The organism is Pseudomonas sp. HLS-6 TE3448, from assembly GCF_053629555.1.
On record NZ_JBRJIO010000001.1, the window covers coordinates 2,348,822 to 2,368,140 of the forward strand.

Annotated in this window: 23 protein-coding genes; 12 read left to right on the forward strand and 11 right to left on the reverse strand. The window is 59.6% G+C overall.

Translation table 11 applies throughout. The features are described 5' to 3' along the window. The first annotated feature begins 1 nt into the window (after position 1). Positions 2-1,441 (forward strand): metalloprotease TldD, encoded by a 1,440-nt coding sequence (gene tldD, locus AB7M23_RS10805; RefSeq protein ID WP_065759396.1) that lies wholly within the window; start codon positions 2-4, stop codon positions 1,439-1,441. Between the two features lie 42 nt (positions 1,442-1,483). Here tldD and yjgA read toward each other — a convergent pair whose 3' ends face one another. Next, positions 1,484-2,008, reverse strand: a complete 525-nt coding sequence (gene yjgA / locus AB7M23_RS10810; RefSeq protein ID WP_065759397.1) for a ribosome biogenesis factor YjgA — start codon at positions 2,006-2,008, stop codon at positions 1,484-1,486. A gap of 108 nt (positions 2,009-2,116) precedes the next feature. Here yjgA and pmbA point away from each other — a divergent pair, with 108 nt between their 5' ends. Then, positions 2,117-3,463 (forward strand): metalloprotease PmbA, encoded by a 1,347-nt coding sequence (pmbA, locus tag AB7M23_RS10815; RefSeq protein ID WP_454240813.1) that lies wholly within the window; start codon positions 2,117-2,119, stop codon positions 3,461-3,463. 228 nt (positions 3,464-3,691) lie between these two features. Then, positions 3,692-5,074, forward strand: a complete 1,383-nt coding sequence (locus AB7M23_RS10820; protein ID WP_454240814.1) for a TldD/PmbA family protein — start codon at positions 3,692-3,694, stop codon at positions 5,072-5,074. 104 nt (positions 5,075-5,178) lie between these two features. Here AB7M23_RS10820 and AB7M23_RS10825 read toward each other — a convergent pair whose 3' ends face one another. The 10 genes from AB7M23_RS10825 to AB7M23_RS10870 form a co-directional block, all read right to left on the reverse strand. Beyond that, a complete protein-coding gene (locus tag AB7M23_RS10825) occupies positions 5,179-5,451 on the reverse strand; it encodes an HPr family phosphocarrier protein (protein ID WP_065759401.1) in 273 nt (90 codons plus the stop codon). A gap of 18 nt (positions 5,452-5,469) precedes the next feature. Beyond that, positions 5,470-6,324 carry an RNase adapter RapZ gene (gene rapZ / locus AB7M23_RS10830; protein ID WP_099773637.1) on the reverse strand — a complete coding sequence of 285 codons (855 nt, stop codon included), beginning with the start codon at positions 6,322-6,324 and terminating at the stop codon, positions 5,470-5,472. Between the two features lie 2 nt (positions 6,325-6,326). Beyond that, entirely contained in the window at positions 6,327-6,791 is a 465-nt protein-coding gene (gene ptsN, locus AB7M23_RS10835) for a PTS IIA-like nitrogen regulatory protein PtsN (RefSeq protein ID WP_409276621.1), read from the reverse strand. 12 nt (positions 6,792-6,803) lie between these two features. Beyond that, positions 6,804-7,112, reverse strand: a complete 309-nt coding sequence (gene hpf, locus AB7M23_RS10840) for a ribosome hibernation-promoting factor, HPF/YfiA family (RefSeq protein ID WP_065760933.1) — start codon at positions 7,110-7,112, stop codon at positions 6,804-6,806. An 83-nt stretch (positions 7,113-7,195) separates the two neighbouring features. Further along, the gene (locus tag AB7M23_RS10845) at positions 7,196-8,689 is read right to left on the reverse strand and encodes an RNA polymerase factor sigma-54 (RefSeq protein WP_065760932.1); all 1,494 of its coding nucleotides are present in this window, start codon (positions 8,687-8,689) and stop codon (positions 7,196-7,198) included. 179 nt (positions 8,690-8,868) lie between these two features. Further along, on the reverse strand, positions 8,869-9,594 hold the full coding sequence (gene lptB, locus AB7M23_RS10850; protein WP_454240815.1) for an LPS export ABC transporter ATP-binding protein: 726 nt from the start codon (positions 9,592-9,594) through the stop codon (positions 8,869-8,871). Next, a complete protein-coding gene (gene lptA, locus AB7M23_RS10855; RefSeq protein WP_065760930.1) occupies positions 9,594-10,118 on the reverse strand; it encodes a lipopolysaccharide transport periplasmic protein LptA in 525 nt (174 codons plus the stop codon). The genes lptB and lptA overlap by 1 nt, the downstream gene beginning before the upstream one ends. Further along, entirely contained in the window at positions 10,105-10,677 is a 573-nt protein-coding gene (gene lptC / locus AB7M23_RS10860; protein ID WP_454240816.1) for an LPS export ABC transporter periplasmic protein LptC, read from the reverse strand. The genes lptA and lptC overlap by 14 nt, the downstream gene beginning before the upstream one ends. A gap of 8 nt (positions 10,678-10,685) precedes the next feature. Continuing rightward, positions 10,686-11,210: a KdsC family phosphatase gene (locus tag AB7M23_RS10865; protein ID WP_065760928.1), complete on the reverse strand. Its 525-nt coding sequence runs from the start codon at positions 11,208-11,210 to the stop codon at positions 10,686-10,688. Beyond that, positions 11,210-12,184: a KpsF/GutQ family sugar-phosphate isomerase gene (locus tag AB7M23_RS10870; protein ID WP_065760927.1), complete on the reverse strand. Its 975-nt coding sequence runs from the start codon at positions 12,182-12,184 to the stop codon at positions 11,210-11,212. The genes AB7M23_RS10865 and AB7M23_RS10870 overlap by 1 nt, the downstream gene beginning before the upstream one ends. Before the next feature lie 257 nt (positions 12,185-12,441). Here AB7M23_RS10870 and AB7M23_RS10875 point away from each other — a divergent pair, with 257 nt between their 5' ends. The 9 genes from AB7M23_RS10875 to hisD all read left to right on the forward strand — a co-directional run bounded on the left by AB7M23_RS10875 (position 12,442) and on the right by hisD (position 19,318). Further along, complete coding sequence (locus AB7M23_RS10875) at positions 12,442-13,251, forward strand: ATP-binding cassette domain-containing protein (RefSeq protein ID WP_065760926.1); 810 nt, start codon at positions 12,442-12,444, stop codon at positions 13,249-13,251. Then, positions 13,252-14,049, forward strand: a complete 798-nt coding sequence (gene mlaE, locus AB7M23_RS10880) for a lipid asymmetry maintenance ABC transporter permease subunit MlaE (RefSeq protein ID WP_065760925.1) — start codon at positions 13,252-13,254, stop codon at positions 14,047-14,049. Continuing rightward, a complete protein-coding gene (gene mlaD / locus AB7M23_RS10885; protein ID WP_065760924.1) occupies positions 14,049-14,516 on the forward strand; it encodes an outer membrane lipid asymmetry maintenance protein MlaD in 468 nt (155 codons plus the stop codon). Before mlaE ends, mlaD begins: the two co-directional genes overlap by 1 nt. A 9-nt stretch (positions 14,517-14,525) precedes the next feature. Beyond that, complete coding sequence (locus AB7M23_RS10890; RefSeq protein WP_454240817.1) at positions 14,526-15,179, forward strand: MlaC/ttg2D family ABC transporter substrate-binding protein; 654 nt, start codon at positions 14,526-14,528, stop codon at positions 15,177-15,179. Next, a complete protein-coding gene (locus tag AB7M23_RS10895) occupies positions 15,176-15,481 on the forward strand; it encodes an STAS domain-containing protein (protein WP_454240818.1) in 306 nt (101 codons plus the stop codon). Before AB7M23_RS10890 ends, AB7M23_RS10895 begins: the two co-directional genes overlap by 4 nt. A 115-nt stretch (positions 15,482-15,596) precedes the next feature. Next, positions 15,597-15,836 carry a BolA family protein gene (locus AB7M23_RS10900; protein ID WP_065760921.1) on the forward strand — a complete coding sequence of 80 codons (240 nt, stop codon included), beginning with the start codon at positions 15,597-15,599 and terminating at the stop codon, positions 15,834-15,836. A gap of 21 nt (positions 15,837-15,857) precedes the next feature. After that, positions 15,858-17,123 (forward strand): UDP-N-acetylglucosamine 1-carboxyvinyltransferase, encoded by a 1,266-nt coding sequence (gene murA / locus AB7M23_RS10905; protein ID WP_065760920.1) that lies wholly within the window; start codon positions 15,858-15,860, stop codon positions 17,121-17,123. Positions 17,124-17,229: 106 nt separating this feature from the next. Next, positions 17,230-17,865 carry an ATP phosphoribosyltransferase gene (gene hisG, locus AB7M23_RS10910; protein WP_454240819.1) on the forward strand — a complete coding sequence of 212 codons (636 nt, stop codon included), beginning with the start codon at positions 17,230-17,232 and terminating at the stop codon, positions 17,863-17,865. A gap of 127 nt (positions 17,866-17,992) precedes the next feature. Then, a complete protein-coding gene (gene hisD / locus AB7M23_RS10915; RefSeq protein WP_065760918.1) occupies positions 17,993-19,318 on the forward strand; it encodes a histidinol dehydrogenase in 1,326 nt (441 codons plus the stop codon). Position 19,319: the final 1 nt, after the last annotated feature.

The following is a 19,319-nucleotide window of genomic DNA, read 5'->3' on the forward strand; positions in this document are numbered from 1 at the left end:
TATGAGCGAGTTGTTATCCACTGTCAGTGAGCACCTGCTGGCGCCAGGTGGTCTTACCCTGGACAGCCTGCAGTCGGTGCTCGGTGAGCTGGCCGGGCCCGGTATCGATGCCGCCGACCTGTACTTTCAGGGGCAGATTTCCGAGTCGTGGGCACTGGAGGACGGCATTGTCAAAGAGGGCAGCTTCAACCTCGATCAGGGGGTAGGGGTTCGTGCCCAATCCGGTGAAAAAACCGGTTTCGCCTACAGCAATGCGATCAACCTTGAGGCCTTGAGTTCGGCGGCTCGTGCTGCCCGCTCGATTTCCCGAGCTGGACAGAACGGCAGCGTTCAGGCGTTCAAAAGCCAGGACGTGGTGCAGTTGTACTCGCCGGACAATCCGCTTGAGGTCATCAGCCGTGCCGAGAAGGTCGAGCTGCTCAAGCGTGTCGATGCGGCAACCCGCAAGCTGGACCCACGTATCCAGCAGGTCAGTGTCAGCATGGCCGGCGTCTGGGAGCGCATCCTGGTCGCGGCCGCCGACGGTAGCCTGGCTGCCGATGTGCGACCGCTGGTGCGTTTCAACGTCAGCGTGATCGTCGAGCAGAATGGTCGCCGTGAACGCGGCGGCCACGGCGGCGGCGGGCGCACCGACTACCGTTTTTTCACCGATGAGCGTGTCATGGGCTATGCCCGCGAGGCATTGCGTCAGGCCTTGGTCAACCTTGAGGCGGTTCCGGCGCCGGCCGGGACATTGCCGGTGGTTCTCGGCCCGGGCTGGTCAGGGGTGTTGCTCCATGAGGCGGTCGGCCATGGTCTTGAGGGGGATTTCAACCGCAAGGGCAGCTCGGCCTATAGCGGTCGTTTGGGGGAGCAGGTCGCGTCCAGTCTCTGCACCATTGTCGACGACGGTACCCTGGAAGGGCGCCGCGGCTCGCTGAGCGTCGATGACGAAGGTACCCCCACCGAATGCACCACCTTGATCGAGAACGGCATCCTCAAAGGCTACATGCAGGACAAGCTCAATGCCCGCTTGATGGGGATGGCGCGCACCGGTAACGGTCGGCGTGAGTCCTATGCACACTTGCCGATGCCGCGCATGACCAACACCTACATGCGTGCCGGTGACAGCGACCCGGCTGAAATCATCGCTTCGGTGAAGCGTGGCCTGTACTGCGCAAACCTTGGCGGCGGGCAGGTGGATATCACCAGTGGCAAGTTCGTGTTTTCCACCAGTGAGGCTTACCTCATCGAGGACGGCAAAATCACCACACCAGTGAAGGGGGCGACCCTGATCGGTAACGGGCCGGAGGCCATGAGCCGTGTGTCGATGGTCGGCAACGACCTGTCGCTGGACAGTGGTGTCGGCACGTGTGGCAAGGATGGGCAATCGGTGCCTGTTGGCGTTGGTCAGCCGACGCTGAAGATCGATGCGATCACCGTGGGTGGCACGGGCGCATGACGAAAAGGTCGAGCCGGCAGTGTGCCGGCTCGGCTACGAAGATCAGCGCAGGCCGCGCTGGGTTTCGTCGAGGTCGCGGATGTACTTGAAGATCTTGCGGCTGGCAGTTGGCGGCTTGTTGCGCGCCAGCTCATGCTGGGCCTGACGGATCAGCGAGCGCAGCTGCTGGCGATCCGCTTCGGCGTATTCGTTGACGAAACGTTCGAGGTCTTCGTCGGTGCCGCCGATCAGACGGTCGCGCCAGCGTTCAAGGTTGTGGAATCGTTCGTTGTACTGGCGAGTGGAGGCATCGAGTTGGTCCAGCAACGCAAGAATTGCCTCGATGTCCTGATCGCGCATCAATTTGCCGATGAACGACAAATGGCGTTTACGGGCAATGTGTGCGGTGTGTTTGCTGGCATCGGCCAAGGCCCGGCGCAGGGCGTCGGTCAGCGGCAGGCGTGCCAGGGTGTCCGGCTTGAGCGTTGTAAGGCGCTCGCCGAGGTCGACCAGCGCATGCAGCTCGCGCTTGATCTGGGTTTTGCTTTTTTCGCCTTCGTCGAAGGCATCGTCGTAAGAATCAACCATGGTGGCAGTCCGCGTGGAAACGCCGCCATGATAACCAGTCGGGGGCCGCTTGTCCGGCCCGGTCGTGAGTTGACCCGTGCCGAGAGCAGATTTTGAGTGGAGAAGACCATGAGTTCAGTCCAGAGCGTAGGTCCGCAAGCCCTGCCGGCACTGCAGGAGCAGGTCGAGCAGATCATTGCCGAGGCCCGGCGCCAAGGCGCCAGTGCCTGCGAAGTAGCCGTTTCGCTGGAGCAGGGGCTGTCGACCTCGGTGCGTCAACGTGAAGTAGAAACGGTTGAATTCAACCGTGACCAAGGCTTTGGTATCACCTTGTACGTTGGTCAGCGCAAAGGTTCGGCCAGCACCTCGGCCAGCGGCAGTGAGGCGATTCGTGAAACCGTTGCTGCCGCATTGGCGATTGCCAAGCACACCTCCGAAGACGATTGCGCCGGGCTGGCTGATGCCGCTTTGATGGCTCGCGATTTGCCGGATTTCGATCTTTACCATGCCTGGGACATCACTCCGGAACAGGCCATCGAGAAGGCCTTGGCCTGCGAGGCGGCGGCATTCGAGGCCGATCCACGGATCAAGAATGCTGATGGCACCACCCTAAATACCCATCAGGGCTGCCGCGTCTACGGCAACAGCCATGGTTTCATCGGCGGTTATGCCTCGACGCGTCACAGCTTGAGTTGCGTCATGATCGCCGAGGGCGATGGGCAGATGCAGCGCGACTACTGGTATGACGTCAATCGTCAGGGCGAGTTGCTGGCCGACCCGCAGAGCATTGGCCGGCGCGCTGCGCAGCGTGCTGCCAGCCGCCTGGGCGCGCGCCCGGTACCCACCTGCGAGGTGCCGGTGCTGTTCTCGGCGGAACTGGCCGGTGGGCTGTTCAGCAGCTTCCTGACGGCGATCTCCGGTGGAAACCTGTACCGCAAATCGTCGTTCCTCGATGGCGCCATGGGCCAGCAGTTGTTCCCGAATTGGCTGACCCTGGATGAGCGTCCGCACTTGCAGCGCGCCTTGGGCAGTGCAGCCTTCGATGGTGATGGGCTGGCAACCTATGCCAAGCCATTCGTCGAAAACGGTCAGTTGGTGTCTTATGTTCTGGGCACCTATTCCGGGCGCAAATTGGGCATGCCGAGCACCGCCAACGCCGGTGGTGTGCACAACCTGTTTGTCACCCATGGTGATGAAGATCAGGCTGCACTGTTGCGTCGCATGGGGCGCGGCCTGTTGGTCACTGAACTGATGGGGCATGGCCTGAATATGGTGACAGGCGATTACTCCCGTGGCGCGGCAGGTTTCTGGGTGGAGAACGGTGAGATCCAGTTTGCGGTTCAGGAGGTGACGATCGCCGGCAACATGAAAGACATGTTCCAGCAAATCGTTGCAATCGGTAATGATCTGGAAACCCGCAGCAATATCCACACCGGCTCCGTACTGATCGAGAAAATGACGGTCGCTGGTAGCTGATTCCCTTGGGCCTGGCCATAACTATGTAGGATCAGGTCATCTGTTTGCAGGCGTAGAGTCCGTTCTGTCGTTCGATAAGGATACGAACACTGAAACGGACTCTCGTACTGTCGTGGCGTAAGCCCTTCTTCGCTGTTCGTCCTTCTTGAACGTATCGCTTGCCCGGCGAACGTGCGCGTTAGCGCTGCGCAGGCCTCACTTTACCTGGCTCAAGAAAAGGATTTCCCAATGATGAATGATGTGAACAAGGCGCCGGAGGCTGTAGGGCCTGAAAATCTGCCCGACTTGAAGGCGCATGTCGAAGTGCTGCTTGCTGAGGCTCGCGCACAAGGTGCCGATGCCTGTGAAGCGCTTGCGCTGCGTACGGCACACCGTGTGCAGCGGGTGGCAGGTGATCACGTGGACCCCCTGTACACCGACGCTACAGCTTGGCTTGGGCTGGCAGTCTACGTTGGTCAGTGCAAGGCTGAGGTGAGCATCGACCTGAATGAGGGATTCTCGCCTGGTGAAGCGGTGAGTCAGGCCTTGGAAAAGGCGCGGTCGGCTTGCAGTAATCCGTTCACCGGCCTTGCCGATGCTGAGCGCATGGCCTGGGAGCGACGCGACCTTGAGCTTTACCATGATGCGGCATTCAGTGCCGAGGACCAGTTGAATTGGGCTCGTACCTGCGATGCGGCCGCCCTGGCTGCCGATACGAGGATCGTTGAGTCCCGTGGCACAGCCTTCAGTGTTTTGCAGCGCTGCCAGGCCTACGGCAATAGCCATGGTTTTCTGGACGGCTACGCCAGTAGTACCTTTGACCTGAGTTGCTATGTGCGCAGTGCCGCAGACGGTATCAGGCGCACCGGCAGCAACTATGAGGTGCAGCGCAAGATCGAGTTGCTGTCGGACCCGGCGCGTATCGGTGACCTCGCGGCCAGGCGCGCGCTCGGCTATCTGAGCGCACGTTCAATGGAGCAGGTGCACATGCAGGTGCCCGTGGTTTGTGCGCCGAGCGTCTCAGCCTGGCTGCTTGCCTCGTTCGCGCAGGCAATCACCGGCAAGGTGTTGGGCGAGAACGCCTCGTTTCTGGGAGATACCCTCGGTGCTCAGGTCTTCTCTGACGTGGTCACGATTGGGGAGGACCCATGCCTGCCCATGGGCATCGGCAGTTGTCCGTTTGATAGCGAAGGTGTGCTCACCCAAGCGAGGACGTTTGTCGAGAACGGCCAACTGGTTTCCTATGCGCTGGACGCGGAGTCGTCACGTCGCTTCGGATTGGCCAATACCGGCAATGCGATAGGCAGTCTGTTTGATGCTGCACGCAACCTGTCGTTTGCGCCGGGCGAGGATGATCAATCGGCTCTGCTGGTGAAAATGGGCCGTGGTGTACTGCTGTCTGAGGTCAGACCGCCACAGTTGGACCTGAAAAGCGGTGAGTTCTCCATGCGCGGCATTGGTTTCTGGATTGAGCATGGCGAGGTGCAGCATGCGCTGAACCCGTTTACTGTCTCGGGCAATATGAAAGCACTGTTCAAGCAAATCGTTGCCGTAGGCCGTGATCGCGAGCCCGTTGGGCGCTCGTTGGGGCGTTCGCTTCTGATTGAACAACTGGATATCGTGAGTGATTGAGCAACTGTCGTAGTGGATCCTACGTCTGGTAGCTCGGCTTGGTGTTGGGCTACCAGAAGGGTACGCGGCTGCGTGAGACAAGGGGGCCGTAGAATGCTTGTGCGTTATTCGCCTTCGTCAAAGCGATTGTTGATCAGCTCAACCAGTGCGTTGAGTGCCTCTGTGTCGTCTTCACCTTCGGTGTGCAGGTGTACCTGAGTACCTTTGCCTGCTGCGAGCATCATCACGGCCATGATGCTCTTGCCATCGACCAGTTTGTCCGGTGCACGGCCAATTCGTACCTGGCAAGGAAAACGGCCGGCAACGCCAACGAATTTTGCTGCTGCGCGGGCATGCAGGCCCAGCTTGTTGATGATGGTTATTTCAAGAGCAGGCATCGCACAAGAGTCCTGTGGCTAGAGGTCGCGGTGGCGGACCTGGACGTTCTTCAGCGATTGCTGCAGCAACTGACCCAGGCGTTCGGTCAGATAGACCGAGCGATGATGACCACCGGTACAACCGATGGCAATGGTGACATACGCACGGTTGCTGGCGGCAAAGCGGGGTAGCCATTTGAGGAGATACCCGGAGATATCCTGGAACATGTCTTCGACATCCGGCTGGGCGGCCAGGTAGTCGATTACCGGTTGCTCAAGCCCGGAGTGATCCCGCAGCTCTGGCTTCCAGTAGGGGTTGGGCAGGCAGCGCACATCGAACACCACGTCAGCGTCTACGGGCATTCCACGCTTGAAGCCGAATGACTCGACCAGGAATGCAGTGCCCGGCTCGGGTTGATTGAGCAGGCGAAGCTTGATCGAATCTTTGAGCTGGTAGAGGTTCAGGTTGGTGGTGTCGATCTTCAGGTCGGCCAGATCGGAAATAGGACCGAGCAGTTCGGTCTCGACCCGGATGGCCTCAGCCAGCGAGCGCTGAGCGTTGGTCAGCGGGTGACGGCGACGGGTTTCCGAGAAGCGCTTGAGCAGGGTTTCTTCATCGGCGTCCAGATACAGCACATCGCATTGGATATGCCGGTTGCGTGCATCTTCAAGCAGTTCCGGGAACCGGGAGAGATGGCTTGGCAGGTTGCGTGCATCAATGGACACGGCAACCTTGGGCTGCATCAGTTCGGTATTGATCAGCGCACTTTCGGCAAGCTGCGGCAGCAAGCCGGCCGGAAGGTTGTCGATGCAATAGTAGCCATTGTCCTCGAGCACATCGAGGGCAGTGCTTTTACCTGAGCCGGACCGGCCGCTGACGATGATCAAACGCATGTTCAGTGCCCGTTCTGTACATCCAGTACGACCTGATACAGGGACTGGCTATCGCCGGCCGCACGCAGTTTTTCGCGAACGTCCTTGCGGTCAAGCATGCTGGCGATCTGGCGCAGCAGCTCCAGGTGCTCGTCGGTGGCGGCTTCCGGAACCAGCAGTACGAACAGCAGGTCTACGGGAGCACCATCGATGGCGTCGTAATCTATGGGGGCATCCAGGTGGAGCAGCGCACTGATCGGCGCGGCACAGCCACTGAGGCGGCAGTGTGGAATGGCGATACCGTTGCCGAAACCGGTTGAACCCAGTTTTTCGCGGGCAATCAGGCTCTCGAAGACATCTTGCATTTCCAGATCCGGTACTTCCCGGTCAATCAGGTTGGCAATGTGTTCGAGTACGCGTTTTTTACTGCCGCCCGGCACGTTCACAAGTGAACGGCCGGGGGTCAGGATATCTTCAAGTCGGATCATGAGTGGGGGGGATCAGCGAGCGGCTGCACCTTGCAGCAAGGCCTGCTGTTTTTCCTTGTGTTTTTTCAGTTGGCGGTCGAGCTTGTCGGCAAGCAGGTCGATCGCGGCATACATGTCTTCATGCTCGGCATTGGCGACGACTTCGCCGCCAGGGATGCGCAGGGTGGCCTCGATTTTCTGTTTCAGCTTCTCGACCTCCAGAATGACCTGCACATTGGTGATCTTGTCGAAGTGACGCTCAACACGCTCGAGTTTTTCCCCGATATAAGTGCGCAGCGCTTCGGTGACTTCTACTTGGTGTCCACTGATGTTGACTTGCATACAGCTTCTCCTTTTGTTGCCGGTGCATAAAGAGGCAGGTATTGCGCCTGCCACTTGAATTGCGGTGGCACACCTCAGGTGCGTTACATCAGTCGCTTGCGTTCACTCGACGGTGCAATGCCGAGCGATTCGCGGTACTTGGCGACGGTGCGTCGTGCTACCTGGATGCCTTGTGCCTCCAGTAAACCAGCGATCTTGCTGTCACTCAATGGCTTTTTCTGATTTTCCGCTGCAACCAGTTTTTTGATGATCGCGCGAATCGCCGTGGACGAGCATTCTCCGCCTTCGGAGGTGCTGACATGGCTGGAGAAAAAGTACTTCAGTTCGTAAATGCCACGCGGGGTATGCATGTACTTTTGCGTGGTCACCCGGGATATGGTCGACTCGTGCATGCCCACCGCTTCGGCGATGTCGTGCAGTACCAGCGGCTTCATGGCCTCGTCACCGTGGTCGAGGAATCCGCGCTGGTGTTCGACGATCTGGGTGGCAACCTTCATCAGCGTTTCGTTGCGGCTTTGCAGGCTCTTGATGAACCAGCGGGCTTCCTGAAGCTGATTGCGCATGAAGGTGTTGTCTGCGCTGGTATCGGCGCGGCGTACAAAGCCTGCGTACTGTGGATTGACGCGCAGGCGTGGGACGGCTTCCTGGTTCAGTTCAACCAGCCAGCGATCGCTGTCCTTGCGCACGATCACGTCAGGCACCACGTATTCGGGTTCACTGGACTCGATCTGTGAGCCAGGGCGTGGGTTCAGGCTTTGTACCAGTTCGATCACCTGGCGCAGCTCGTCTTCCTTGAGCTTCATGCGGCGCATCAGCTGGCTGTAGTCGCGGCTGCCGAGCAGGTCGATGTAGTCGCTGACCAGTCGTTGCGCTTCAGTCATCCAGGGTGTTTGTGCCGGCATCTGACGCAACTGCAACAACAGGCATTCGCTCAGGTTGCGGGCGCCTATACCGGCAGGCTCGAATTGCTGGATGCGGTGCAGGACGGCTTCCACTTCGTCCAGTTCGATATCGAGTTCCGGGTCGAAGGACTCACAGACCTCTTCCAGTGTTTCGTCGAGATAGCCCTGGTTGTTGATGCAGTCGATCAGGGTGACGGCAATCAGTCGGTCGGTATCCGACATTGGCGCCAGGTTCAACTGCCACAGCAGGTGGCTCTGCAGGCTTTCACCCGCCGAGGTGCGGGTGGTGAAGTCCCACTCGTCGTCATCGTTGCTGGGAAGGCTGCTGGCGCTGGTTTGATAGATATCTTCCCAGGCGGTGTCTACCGGCAGCTCATTGGGAATACGCTCGTTCCACTCACCTTCTTCAAGGCTTTCCACGGGAGTGGCGGTTTCCTGGAAGCTGGTTTCCTGGGATTCCGAGGTCGGCTTGGATTCGGCGTTATCCGCCATCGGGTCGCTGTTATCGAAGTCGTCGCCATCTTCCTGGCGTTCGAGCATCGGGTTGGATTCCAGGGCTTCCTGGATTTCCTGCTGCAGGTCCAGTGTGGAAAGCTGGAGCAGACGGATGGCCTGTTGCAACTGCGGTGTCATCGTCAGTTGCTGGCCCATTCTTAGGACGAGCGATGGTTTCATGGCAGGGGCTTAACACCTTATTCGCCGGCGCACATGCGCCATCCACTACAAGGGCGCCGAAGCGCCTTCTTTAAGCAAATTATATGCCTGAAACCGAGGTGTTTGCCTAGAGCGCTGTAACAAATAAGCCGGTATTTGGGCGGATCGTCAGCGCTCTGGCGGTGCCTCGCACCTCGGGCTTACAGGCGGAACTCGTGACCGAGGTAAACCTCTTTCACCAGTTCGTTGGCCAGGATGGTTTCTGCATCACCTTCGGCGATTAGGCGACCATCGTTGACGATGTAAGCGGTTTCGCAGATATCCAGTGTTTCACGGACGTTGTGGTCGGTGATCAGAACGCCAATGCCTTTGGCTTTCAGGTGGTGGATGATCTGCTTGATGTCGCCGACCGAGATCGGGTCGACACCGGCAAACGGTTCGTCGAGCAGGATAAATTTCGGTGCAGTCGCCAGTGCGCGGGCGATCTCCACACGGCGACGTTCACCACCGGAAAGGCTCATGCCGAGGTTGTCGCGGATGTGGCTGATGTGAAACTCCTGCAGCAGGCTTTCCAGTTCCTTGCGACGCCCTGCGCCGTCCAGCTCCTTGCGTGTTTCCAGGATCGCCATGATGTTGTCGGCCACCGACAACTTGCGGAAGATCGAGGCTTCCTGGGGCAGGTAGCCAATACCCGCGCGTGCACGACCGTGCATCGGCTGGTGGCTGACATCCAGGTCGTCGATGAGCACGCGGCCCTGGTCGGCCTGTACCAGGCCGACAATCATGTAGAAGCACGTTGTCTTGCCGGCGCCGTTAGGGCCGAGCAGGCCGACGATCTGGCCGCTGTCGATTGACAGGCTGACGTCACGTACGACTTGTCGACTCTTGTAGCTCTTGGCCAGGTGCTGGGCTTTGAGGGTTGCCATTACTCGGCCTTCTTCTTCGGCTGGATCACCATGTCGATGCGTGGGCGCGGTGCGGTAATGTTGCTGCCGCGGCCGGCGGTGGCGACCTGAGACTTGGTGTTGTAGACGATTTTCTCGCCTTCGGTGGTGTTGCCTTCGTTGATCACCTTGGCCCGGTCAGTCAGAACCACCAGGTCTTTCAGCGCCTGGTATTGGATCTGCACGGCATAGCCTTGCATCTTGTCCGGTTTTGCGGCGCTTTGTTGCTGTTCGAAATACGCCAGGTTGCCCACCGAAGTGACCACGTCGATATCGCCGGAAGCGGAGCGGGTGATGGTCACGGTGTTGCCTTTGATCATCATCGAGCCTTGGGTGATGATCACGTCGCCGGTGTAGGTGGCAATGCCTTTCTTGTCGTCCAGTTGGGCGTTATCGGCCTGGATGCGGATTGGCTGGTCGCGGTCGTTCGGCAGGGCCAAGGCGCTCGCGCTTCCCAGTGCTGCGCTCAGGCTGAGCAAAAAGGGGAGGGTTTTAACGAGCCTCATACTGTCCTCTTACGTTGGACAGCAGGTCCATCCTGCCGTCTTTCAAATACGCTTTCATTCCCTTGCCCGTAGTGGTTCCACCGGCGCCGTCGATTCTAACGGCTTGCTCGGTTTGAGCATATTGCTTCTGTGGGAATACCGTCATGCGGGTCGTGGTAATAATGGTTTCACGGTTCTGTTCATCGGTGCGGGCAACCCGTACCGAGTCAATCAGTTCGACTTCGGTGCCGTCCGGGTTGACCTCGCCGCGTTCGCTCTGAACGTGCCAAGGGTAGGCGGTGCCGCGGTACATGTGCAGGTCGGGCGTGGTCAGCAGGGTGATCTCGCTGGCCTGCAGGTGCTCGACCTTGTCTGCCGTCATGTCGTATTGCAGCTTGCCGTCAGGTAGAAACTGAACGCTGTGGGCATTGGTGGCGTAATAGTCGATGGCGCCTTTGTCGACAGTGGCCACCGGTTTCTCGAGGAAAGTATCGGGGCCGACCTTCCAGTAGCCAACCGCCGCCAGCAGGACGGCGATCGCCCCGAGCAGCGCAATGTTGCGGATTTTATTGCTGAACATGTGTCGCCCTACAGATAGTTGGCGTTTGCCGCATCGAGGTTGCCTTGGGCTCGCAGGATCAACTCGCAGAATTCGCGAGCGGCACCTTCGCCACCGCGTGCGAGGGTAACGCCATCAGCGTGTTCGCGTACGAAGGCCGCGGCGTTGGCCACGGCCATGCCCAAGCCAACCCGGCGGATGACGGGCAGGTCCGGTAGATCGTCGCCCAGGTAGGCAACCTGTTCATAGTCTAGGCCGAGCTGGCCGAGAAGTTCGTCCAGTACGACCAATTTATCTTCACGCCCTTGGTACAGGTGCGGGATGCCGAGGTTTTTCGCTCGGCGTTCGACCACCGGTGTCTTGCGACCGCTGATGATCGCGGTGGTCACACCCGAGGCCATGAGCATTTTGATGCCTTGACCGTCCAGGGTGTTGAAGGTCTTGAACTCGCTGCCATCTTCGAGGAAATACAGGCGACCGTCGGTGAGGACGCCATCAACATCAAAAACGGCCAGTTTGATGGCCTTGCCGCGCTGCAGCAGATCGGTTTGCATTACATTACTCCCGCACGCAGCAGGTCGTGCATGTTCAGTGCGCCTACCGGGTGATCGTCCGTGTCTACGACGACCAGGGCGTTGATCTTGTGGTCTTCCATGATTTTCAAGGCCTCGGCGGCGAGCATTTCGGCGCGGGCGGTTTTGCCGTGCGGTGTCATCACGTCTTCGATTCGCGCCTTGTGCAGGTCGATGTTGCGGTCGAGCGTGCGGCGCAGGTCGCCGTCAGTGAAGATCCCGGCCAGACGGCCGTCGGCTTCCAGTACCACGGTCATGCCCAGGCCCTTGCGGGTCATTTCCATCAGGGCATCCTTGAGCAGGGTGCCGCGGGCAACCTGGGGCAGCTCGGCGCCGGCGTGCATGACGTTTTCGACTTTCAGCAGCAGGCGTCGGCCCAGTGCGCCGCCGGGGTGCGAGAACGCGAAGTCCTCTGCGGTGAAGCCACGCGCTTCCAGCAGGGCAATGGCCAGTGCATCGCCCAGCACCAGGGCTGCGGTGGTCGAGGAGGTTGGCGCCAGGTTAAGCGGGCAGGCTTCCTGTTGCACGCGGGCGTCAAGGTTGACTTCGGCGGCTTTGGCCAGTGGCGAATCCGGGTTGCCGGTGAGGCTGATGAGTTGAATGCCCAGGCGTTTGATCAGCGGCAGCAGGGTCACGATTTCAGCGGTTGAACCGGAGTTCGACAACGCCAGGATAATATCGTCACGGGTGATCATGCCCATGTCGCCATGGCTGGCTTCGGCAGGGTGGACAAAGAACGCCGGTGTGCCGGTACTGGCCAGGGTTGCGGCGATCTTGTTGCCGATGTGCCCCGACTTGCCCATGCCGACTACCACGACCCGGCCTTTGCTGGCCTGGATCAGCTCGCAGGCCTTGACGAAATCAGCGTCGATATGGGCAAGCAGGCCTTCTACCGCTTCAAGTTCGAGGCGGATGGTGCGTTGTGCGGATTGGATCAGGTCGCTGGATTGGCTCATGTGGAAAATCGGATTGCCTGATGAAAAGGCGGCGATTATAGCGGGAATGCGCGAAAGCCTCACCTGCGAATCGCTGTCAGTGGCGTGTCAGTCGTTCATTTTTGGCTCAAGGAAGTCTGCGCAAGCGCTGCGATGGCCTTGGGGCGGCCCTGTCTGCGGTGCTATAGTTCGCCGCCAGTTCGGCCCGCTCAGGGCGTGCGTGCCTCCATGAAGGAGGTGGACGTCTGAGTGAGAAGGCTGCATCGCAAGGAGTTTAGATGAGCGTTGATAACGCCTACGCGGTCGAGTTGAAGGGCGTAACCTTCAAGCGCGGTTCGCGCAGTATCTTCAATAATGTCGATATACGCATTCCCCGAGGCAAGGTCACCGGCATCATGGGGCCATCCGGGTGTGGCAAGACCACGCTGCTGCGGCTGATTGGTGCGCAGCTGCGACCGGCCAGCGGCGAAGTCTGGGTGGCGGGGCAGAATTTGCCGACCCTGTCACGAAGCGACCTGTTCGATGCACGCAAGCAGATGGGCGTGCTGTTCCAGAGTGGCGCCTTGTTCACGGATCTCGACGTGTTCGAGAACGTCGCCTTTCCCCTGCGCGTTCATACGCAATTGTCTGATGAGATGATTCGCGACATCGTGCTGATGAAGTTGCAGGCGGTGGGCTTGCGCGGTGCCTTCGAGCTGATGCCCGACGAGCTGTCAGGCGGCATGAAGCGCCGTGTGGCGCTGGCCCGTGCAATTGCCCTGGACCCGCAAATCCTCATGTACGACGAACCCTTCGTTGGTCAGGATCCGATCGCAATGGGCGTGTTGGTACGCTTGATCCGCCTGCTCAACGATGCCCTGGGTATCACCAGTATCGTCGTTTCGCATGACCTGGCGGAAACCGCCAGCATTGCCGACTACCTCTATGTGGTGGGTGATGGGCAGGTATTGGGGCAAGGTACGCCGCAGGAGCTGATGAGCTCCGATAACCCCCGTATCCGTCAGTTCATGAAAGGCGATCCGGACGGCCCGGTGCCCTTCCATTTTCCTGCGCCTGACTACCGCGCCGATTTGCTGGGGAAGCGTTAGATGCGCAGAAAATCGTTACTTGAGCGTATTCGTCTTTTCGGTCGTTCGGCCATTGATGTGCTCGCCGTGCTGGGTCGCTCCTGGCTGTTCCTGTTACATGCGTTGATTGGGCGTGGCGGTATTGGCGGCAGCTTTCAGTTGCTGATCAAGCAGCTCTACTCGGTCGGCGTGTTGTCGCTGGCGATCATCGTGGTTTCCGGTATTTTCATCGGCATGGTGCTGTCGTTGCAGGGCTTCAATATCCTGAGCAGCTATGGCTCGGAACAGGCAGTAGGGCAGATGATTGCCTTGACCTTGCTGCGTGAGCTTGGCCCGGTGGTGACCGCGCTGCTGTTCGCCGGGCGGGCCGGTTCTGCATTGACCGCTGAAATCGGCAACATGAAGTCCACCGAGCAACTGTCCAGTCTTGAGATGATCGGTGTCGATCCGCTCAAGTACATCGTTGCCCCACGCCTGTGGGCAGGCTTCATTTCCCTGCCGCTGCTGGCAATGATTTTCAGTGTGGTGGGTATCTGGGGTGGGTCCTGGGTCGCGGTTGACTGGCTGGGGGTCTATGAAGGCTCTTTCTGGTCCAACATGCAAAACAGTGTGTCCTTCACCGATGATGTGCTTAACGGGATCATCAAGAGCCTGGTATTTGCCTTTGTCGTCACCTGGATCGCCGTATTCCAAGGCTATGACTGTGAACCCACCTCAGAGGGGATCAGCCGTGCCACTACCAAGACCGTGGTCTATGCCTCGTTGGCAGTCCTGGGTCTGGACTTTATTCTGACCGCCTTGATGTTTGGAGATTTCTGATGCAAAACCGCACCCTGGAAATCGGTGTCGGCCTGTTCCTCCTGGCCGGGATCCTGGCGCTGCTTCTGCTGGCACTGCGTGTCAGCGGCCTGTCTGCCAGCCCGAGCAGCGATACCTATAAACTTTATGCCAACTTCGACAATATCGCCGGTTTGACGGTCAGATCCAAAGTGACCATGGCCGGTGTCACCATCGGTCGGGTCACGGCCATCGACCTCGACCGCGACAGCTTCACCGGTCGCGTGACCATGGAACTGGAAAAACGCCTGGACAATCTGCCTTCGGACTCCACGGCATCGATCCTGACCGCGGGGTTGCTGGGTGAAAAGTACGTGGGTATCAGTGTCGGTGGCGATGAGACGGTGTTGAAGGATGGCGGCGTCATCCATGACACCCAGTCGTCATTGGTGCTTGAGGACCTGATCGGCAAGTTCCTGCTCAACAGTGTTGGCAAAGAAGCCAAATAAGGAGTTTCTATGATCTCTATTCTGCGACGCGGCCTGCTGGTGTTGCTGGCGGCACTGCCAATGTTTGCGGGCGCGGCAGTGGCCCCGTCGGCTCATGACCTTATCCAGGGCACGACCAATGAACTGCTGTCCGACCTGAAGTCGAATAAAGAGCAGTACAAGGCCAACCCAAGCGCCTTCTACGACGCCCTCAACCGTATCCTCGGGCCGGTAGTGGATGCCGATGGCATCTCGCGCAGCATCATGACCGTTAAGTATTCGCGCAAGGCCACGCCTGAGCAGATGACGCGCTTTCAGGAGAACTTCAAGCGTAGCTTGATGCAGTTCTACGGCAACGCCCTGCTGGAGTACAACAACCAGGGTATTACGGTCAGCCCGGCCAAGGATGAAAGCGGCGATCGGACCAGCGTTGACATGAAGGTCACGGGTAACAACGGCGCGATCTATCCGGTTTCCTACACGTTGGAGAAGATCGATGGCGTCTGGAAAGTGCGCAATGTGATCGTCAATGGCATCAACATCGGCAAGTTGTTCCGTGACCAGTTTGCCGATGCCATGCAGCGTAACGGTAACAACCTGGACAAAACCATCGATGGTTGGGCTGGCGAAGTCGCCAAGGCCAAGGAAACGGCGGAGCAGTCCACCGAGAAGCAGACGCAATGAGCAGTGCCTCTGTTCAGTGGGGTGAGGCCGGTGTCCTGAGCCTTTCGGGTGTTCTGGATTACCGCACGGGCCCGACCTTGCGCAAGGAAGGTAAGGTGCTGATCGCTTCCGAGAAGGCGCCCGCGCTGGTGCTCGACTGCTCGGCGGTGGAGAAGTCGAGTAGTGTAGGCCTTTCCCTGTTACTGGCTTTCATGCGTGATGCCAGTGCAAGCGGGAAAACCGTCGAAGTGCGCGCAATGCCCCAGGATATGCGCGAAATCGCCGAGGTCTATGGCCTCGCCGAACTGTTGGCGGGCCGATAATCGGCCCCCGTCTAGCGGCCCCTCGGTCAGAGTCCTCGTTTACGGGGTTCGCAGGCGAGGGGCTTTTTTGTATGATGGCCGACCCGCGCACACAGGGCGCCGATTGAGGTTGAGCATGCAGGCCGTAGAAGTTAAGAGCTTCCTTGAAGAAAAGTTGCCGGGAACCCGGGTCGAAGTTGAAGGCGAAGGCTGCAACTTCCAGTTGAATCTGATCAGCGACGAGTTGGCGGCCCTGAGCCCGGTCAAACGTCAGCAAGCGATCTATGCTCACCTGAACCCGTGGATCGCCGATGGCAGCATCCATGCGGTAACCATGAAATTTTTCAGCAGCGCAGCCTGGGCTGAGCGCACCTGAGCCAATTGGCGCGAGACTCAAATGGATAAACTGATTATTACTGGCGGTTCTCGTCTTGATGGCGAAATCCGCATTTCCGGGGCGAAGAACGCCGCCCTGCCGATTCTGGCTGCCACCTTGTTGGCTGACGGCCCTGTGACGGTTGGCAACCTGCCACACCTGCACGACATCACCACCATGATCGAGCTGTTCGGACGTATGGGCATTGAGCCTGTCATCGATGAAAAGCTTTCGGTGGAAATTGACCCGCGCAGCATCAAGACGCTGATCGCGCCTTACGAGCTGGTGAAAACCATGCGCGCCTCGATCCTGGTACTCGGCCCGATGGTCGCGCGCTTTGGCGAGGCTGAAGTGGCCCTGCCTGGCGGTTGCGCCATCGGTTCACGTCCTGTCGACCTGCACATTCGTGGCCTTGAAGCCATGGGCGCGAAGATCGAAGTCGAGGGTGGTTACATCAAGGCCAAGGCACCTGAAGGTGGCTTGCGTGGTGCGCACTTCTTCTTCGATACCGTCAGTGTGACCGGTACCGAGAACATCATGATGGCGGCGGCGCTGGCCAAAGGCCGCAGCGTACTGCAAAACGCCGCGCGTGAGCCGGAAGTGGTCGACCTGGCCAACTTCATCAACGCCATGGGCGGCAAGGTTCAGGGCGCTGGCACCGATACCATCACCATCGATGGTGTCGAGCGCCTGGGTTCGGCGACCTACCGCGTCATGCCTGACCGTATCGAGACCGGTACCTACCTGGTGGCTGCCGCCATTACCGGTGGTCGCGTCAAGGTCAAGGACACCGATCCAACCATCCTCGAAGCGGTTCTTGAGAAACTCAAGGAAGCCGGTGCCGAAATCACCACGGGTGAAGACTGGATCGAGCTGGACATGCACGGCAAGCGGCCTAAAGCCGTGAACCTGCGCACCGCCCCATACCCGGCGTTCCCGACGGACATGCAGGCGCAGTTCATCTCCCTCAACGCCATCGCCGAAGGCACTGGCGCGGTGATCGAGACGATCTTTGAGAACCGTTTCATGCACGTGTACGAGATGCACCGCATGGGCGCCTTGATCCAGGTCGAAGGCAACACGGCCATCGTTACCGGGACCAAGACCCTCAAAGGCGCGCCAGTGATGGCGACTGACCTGCGGGCTTCGGCCAGCCTGGTGCTGTCGGCGCTGGTTGCCGAAGGTGATACCCTGATCGACCGCATCTACCACATCGACCGTGGTTATGAGTGCATCGAGGAAAAACTGCAGATGCTGGGCGCGAAGATCCGTCGCGTACCGGGCTAGTCTGCCTGCGGCGCAAGGACGCGCCACACATTGCTGGACCGAATTGAATGCTGTCGAGCCTGCTGTGCGGCTCGACGGGCACATGCCGCATAAGGACCGACGTTTCATGTTGACCATCGCGCTGTCCAAGGGCCGTATTCTTGACGATACCCTGCCGTTGCTGGCAGAGGCGGGCATTGTCCCGACCGAGAATCCGGACAAGAGCCGCAAACTGATCATCCCGACGACCCAGGCCGATGTACGCCTGCTGATCGTGCGGGCCACCGACGTGCCGACGTATGTCGAGCATGGTGCCGCCGATCTGGGTGTGGCTGGCAAGGACGTGTTGATGGAGTACGGTGGTCAGGGCCTTTACGAGCCACTGGATCTGCAGATTGCCAAGTGCAAGCTGATGACCGCTGGCGCAGTCGGTGCTGCCGAACCCAAAGGCCGTCTGCGGGTGGCGACCAAGTTCGTCAACGTTGCCAAGCGCTACTATGCCGAGCAGGGCCGTCAGGTCGATATCATCAAGCTCTATGGCTCGATGGAGCTGGCGCCTTTGATTGGCCTGGCTGACAAGATCATCGACGTCGTCGATACCGGTAATACCCTGCGGGCAAACGGCCTGGAGCCCCAGGATCTGATCGCGACCATCAGCTCCCGCCTGGTGGTCAACAAAGCGTCCATGAAGATGCAGCATGCGCGTATTCAAAGCCTGATCGATACCCTGCGTCAGGCCGTGGAATCGCGACACCGCGGTTGATACCTGCGCGCGACCTTTGCTGTCGCGCCCGTCTATCCGCGTCATAGCCAACTTTTTCAGGTGCCCTCGCGGATCGGCTGCTACGTTAAGGGCGCCTGAGCATCCGCCAATTATTGAGGCCCTCGCTATGACCACGTCCACTGCTATTGCCCGACTCAATGCCGCTGACCCGGATTTCGCCCGACATCTGGATCATCTGCTGAGCTGGGAAAGTGTGTCCGACGACACGGTCAATCAGCGCGTGCTGGACATCATCAAGGCCGTGCGTGAGCGCGGTGATGCCGCACTGGTGGAGTTCACCCAGCGTTTTGATGGGGTTGAAGCCACCTCGATGAGCGACCTGATTCTCGGTCGCGAGCGCCTGGAACTGGCCTTGAGCCGAATCACTGTCGCCCAGCGCGAAGCACTGGAAAAGGCTGCTGCGCGGGTACGCAGCTACCACGAGAAACAGAAGCAGGACTCCTGGACCTACACCGAGGCCGATGGCACCGTGTTGGGTCAGAAAGTCACGCCGTTGGACCGTGCTGGCTTGTACGTACCCGGCGGCAAGGCCTCCTACCCGTCGTCAGTGCTGATGAACGCCATTCCGGCCAAGGTCGCCGGGGTTGCCGAGGTGGTGATGGTCGTGCCGACTCCGCGTGGCGAGGTCAATGAACTGGTACTGGCTGCTGCCTGCATCGCTGGCGTTGATCGCGTCTTCACTATTGGTGGCGCCCAGGCCGTTGCAGCACTGGCCTATGGCACCGAAAGCGTGCCGCAGGTCGACAAGGTGGTAGGGCCGGGCAACATCTACGTCGCAACCGCCAAGCGCCATGTGTTCGGCCAGGTGGGGATCGACATGATTGCCGGTCCTTCGGAAATCCTGGTGGTGTGCGATGGCCTGACCGATCCGGACTGGATCGCGATGGACCTGTTCTCCCAGGCCGAGCATGACGAAGATGCCCAGGCCATTCTGGTCAGCCCGGACGCGGCGTTCCTTGATCGCGTCGCTGCGAGCATCGACAAGCTGTTGCCGACCATGGACCGTGCCGAGATCATCAAGACCTCGATCAATGGCCGTGGCGCCCTGATCCAGGTGCGCGACATGCAGCAGGCTATCGAGGTGGCCAACCGTATTGCCCCCGAGCACCTGGAGCTGTCGGTTGCCGACCCGCAGGCCTGGCTGCCGCAGATCCGCCACGCCGGGGCCATCTTCATGGGCCGTCACACCAGCGAGGCGCTAGGCGACTACTGCGCCGGGCCGAATCACGTCTTGCCGACTTCCGGCACGGCGCGCTTTTCCTCGCCGCTGGGGGTGTATGACTTCCAGAAGCGTTCCTCGATCATCTTCTGCTCCGAACAAGGCGCTTCCGAACTGGGCAAGACTGCTTCGGTCCTGGCCCGTGGCGAATCGCTCAGTGCTCACGCGCGCAGCGCCGAATACCGCATCATTGCCGACAATGAGGGGAACTGAA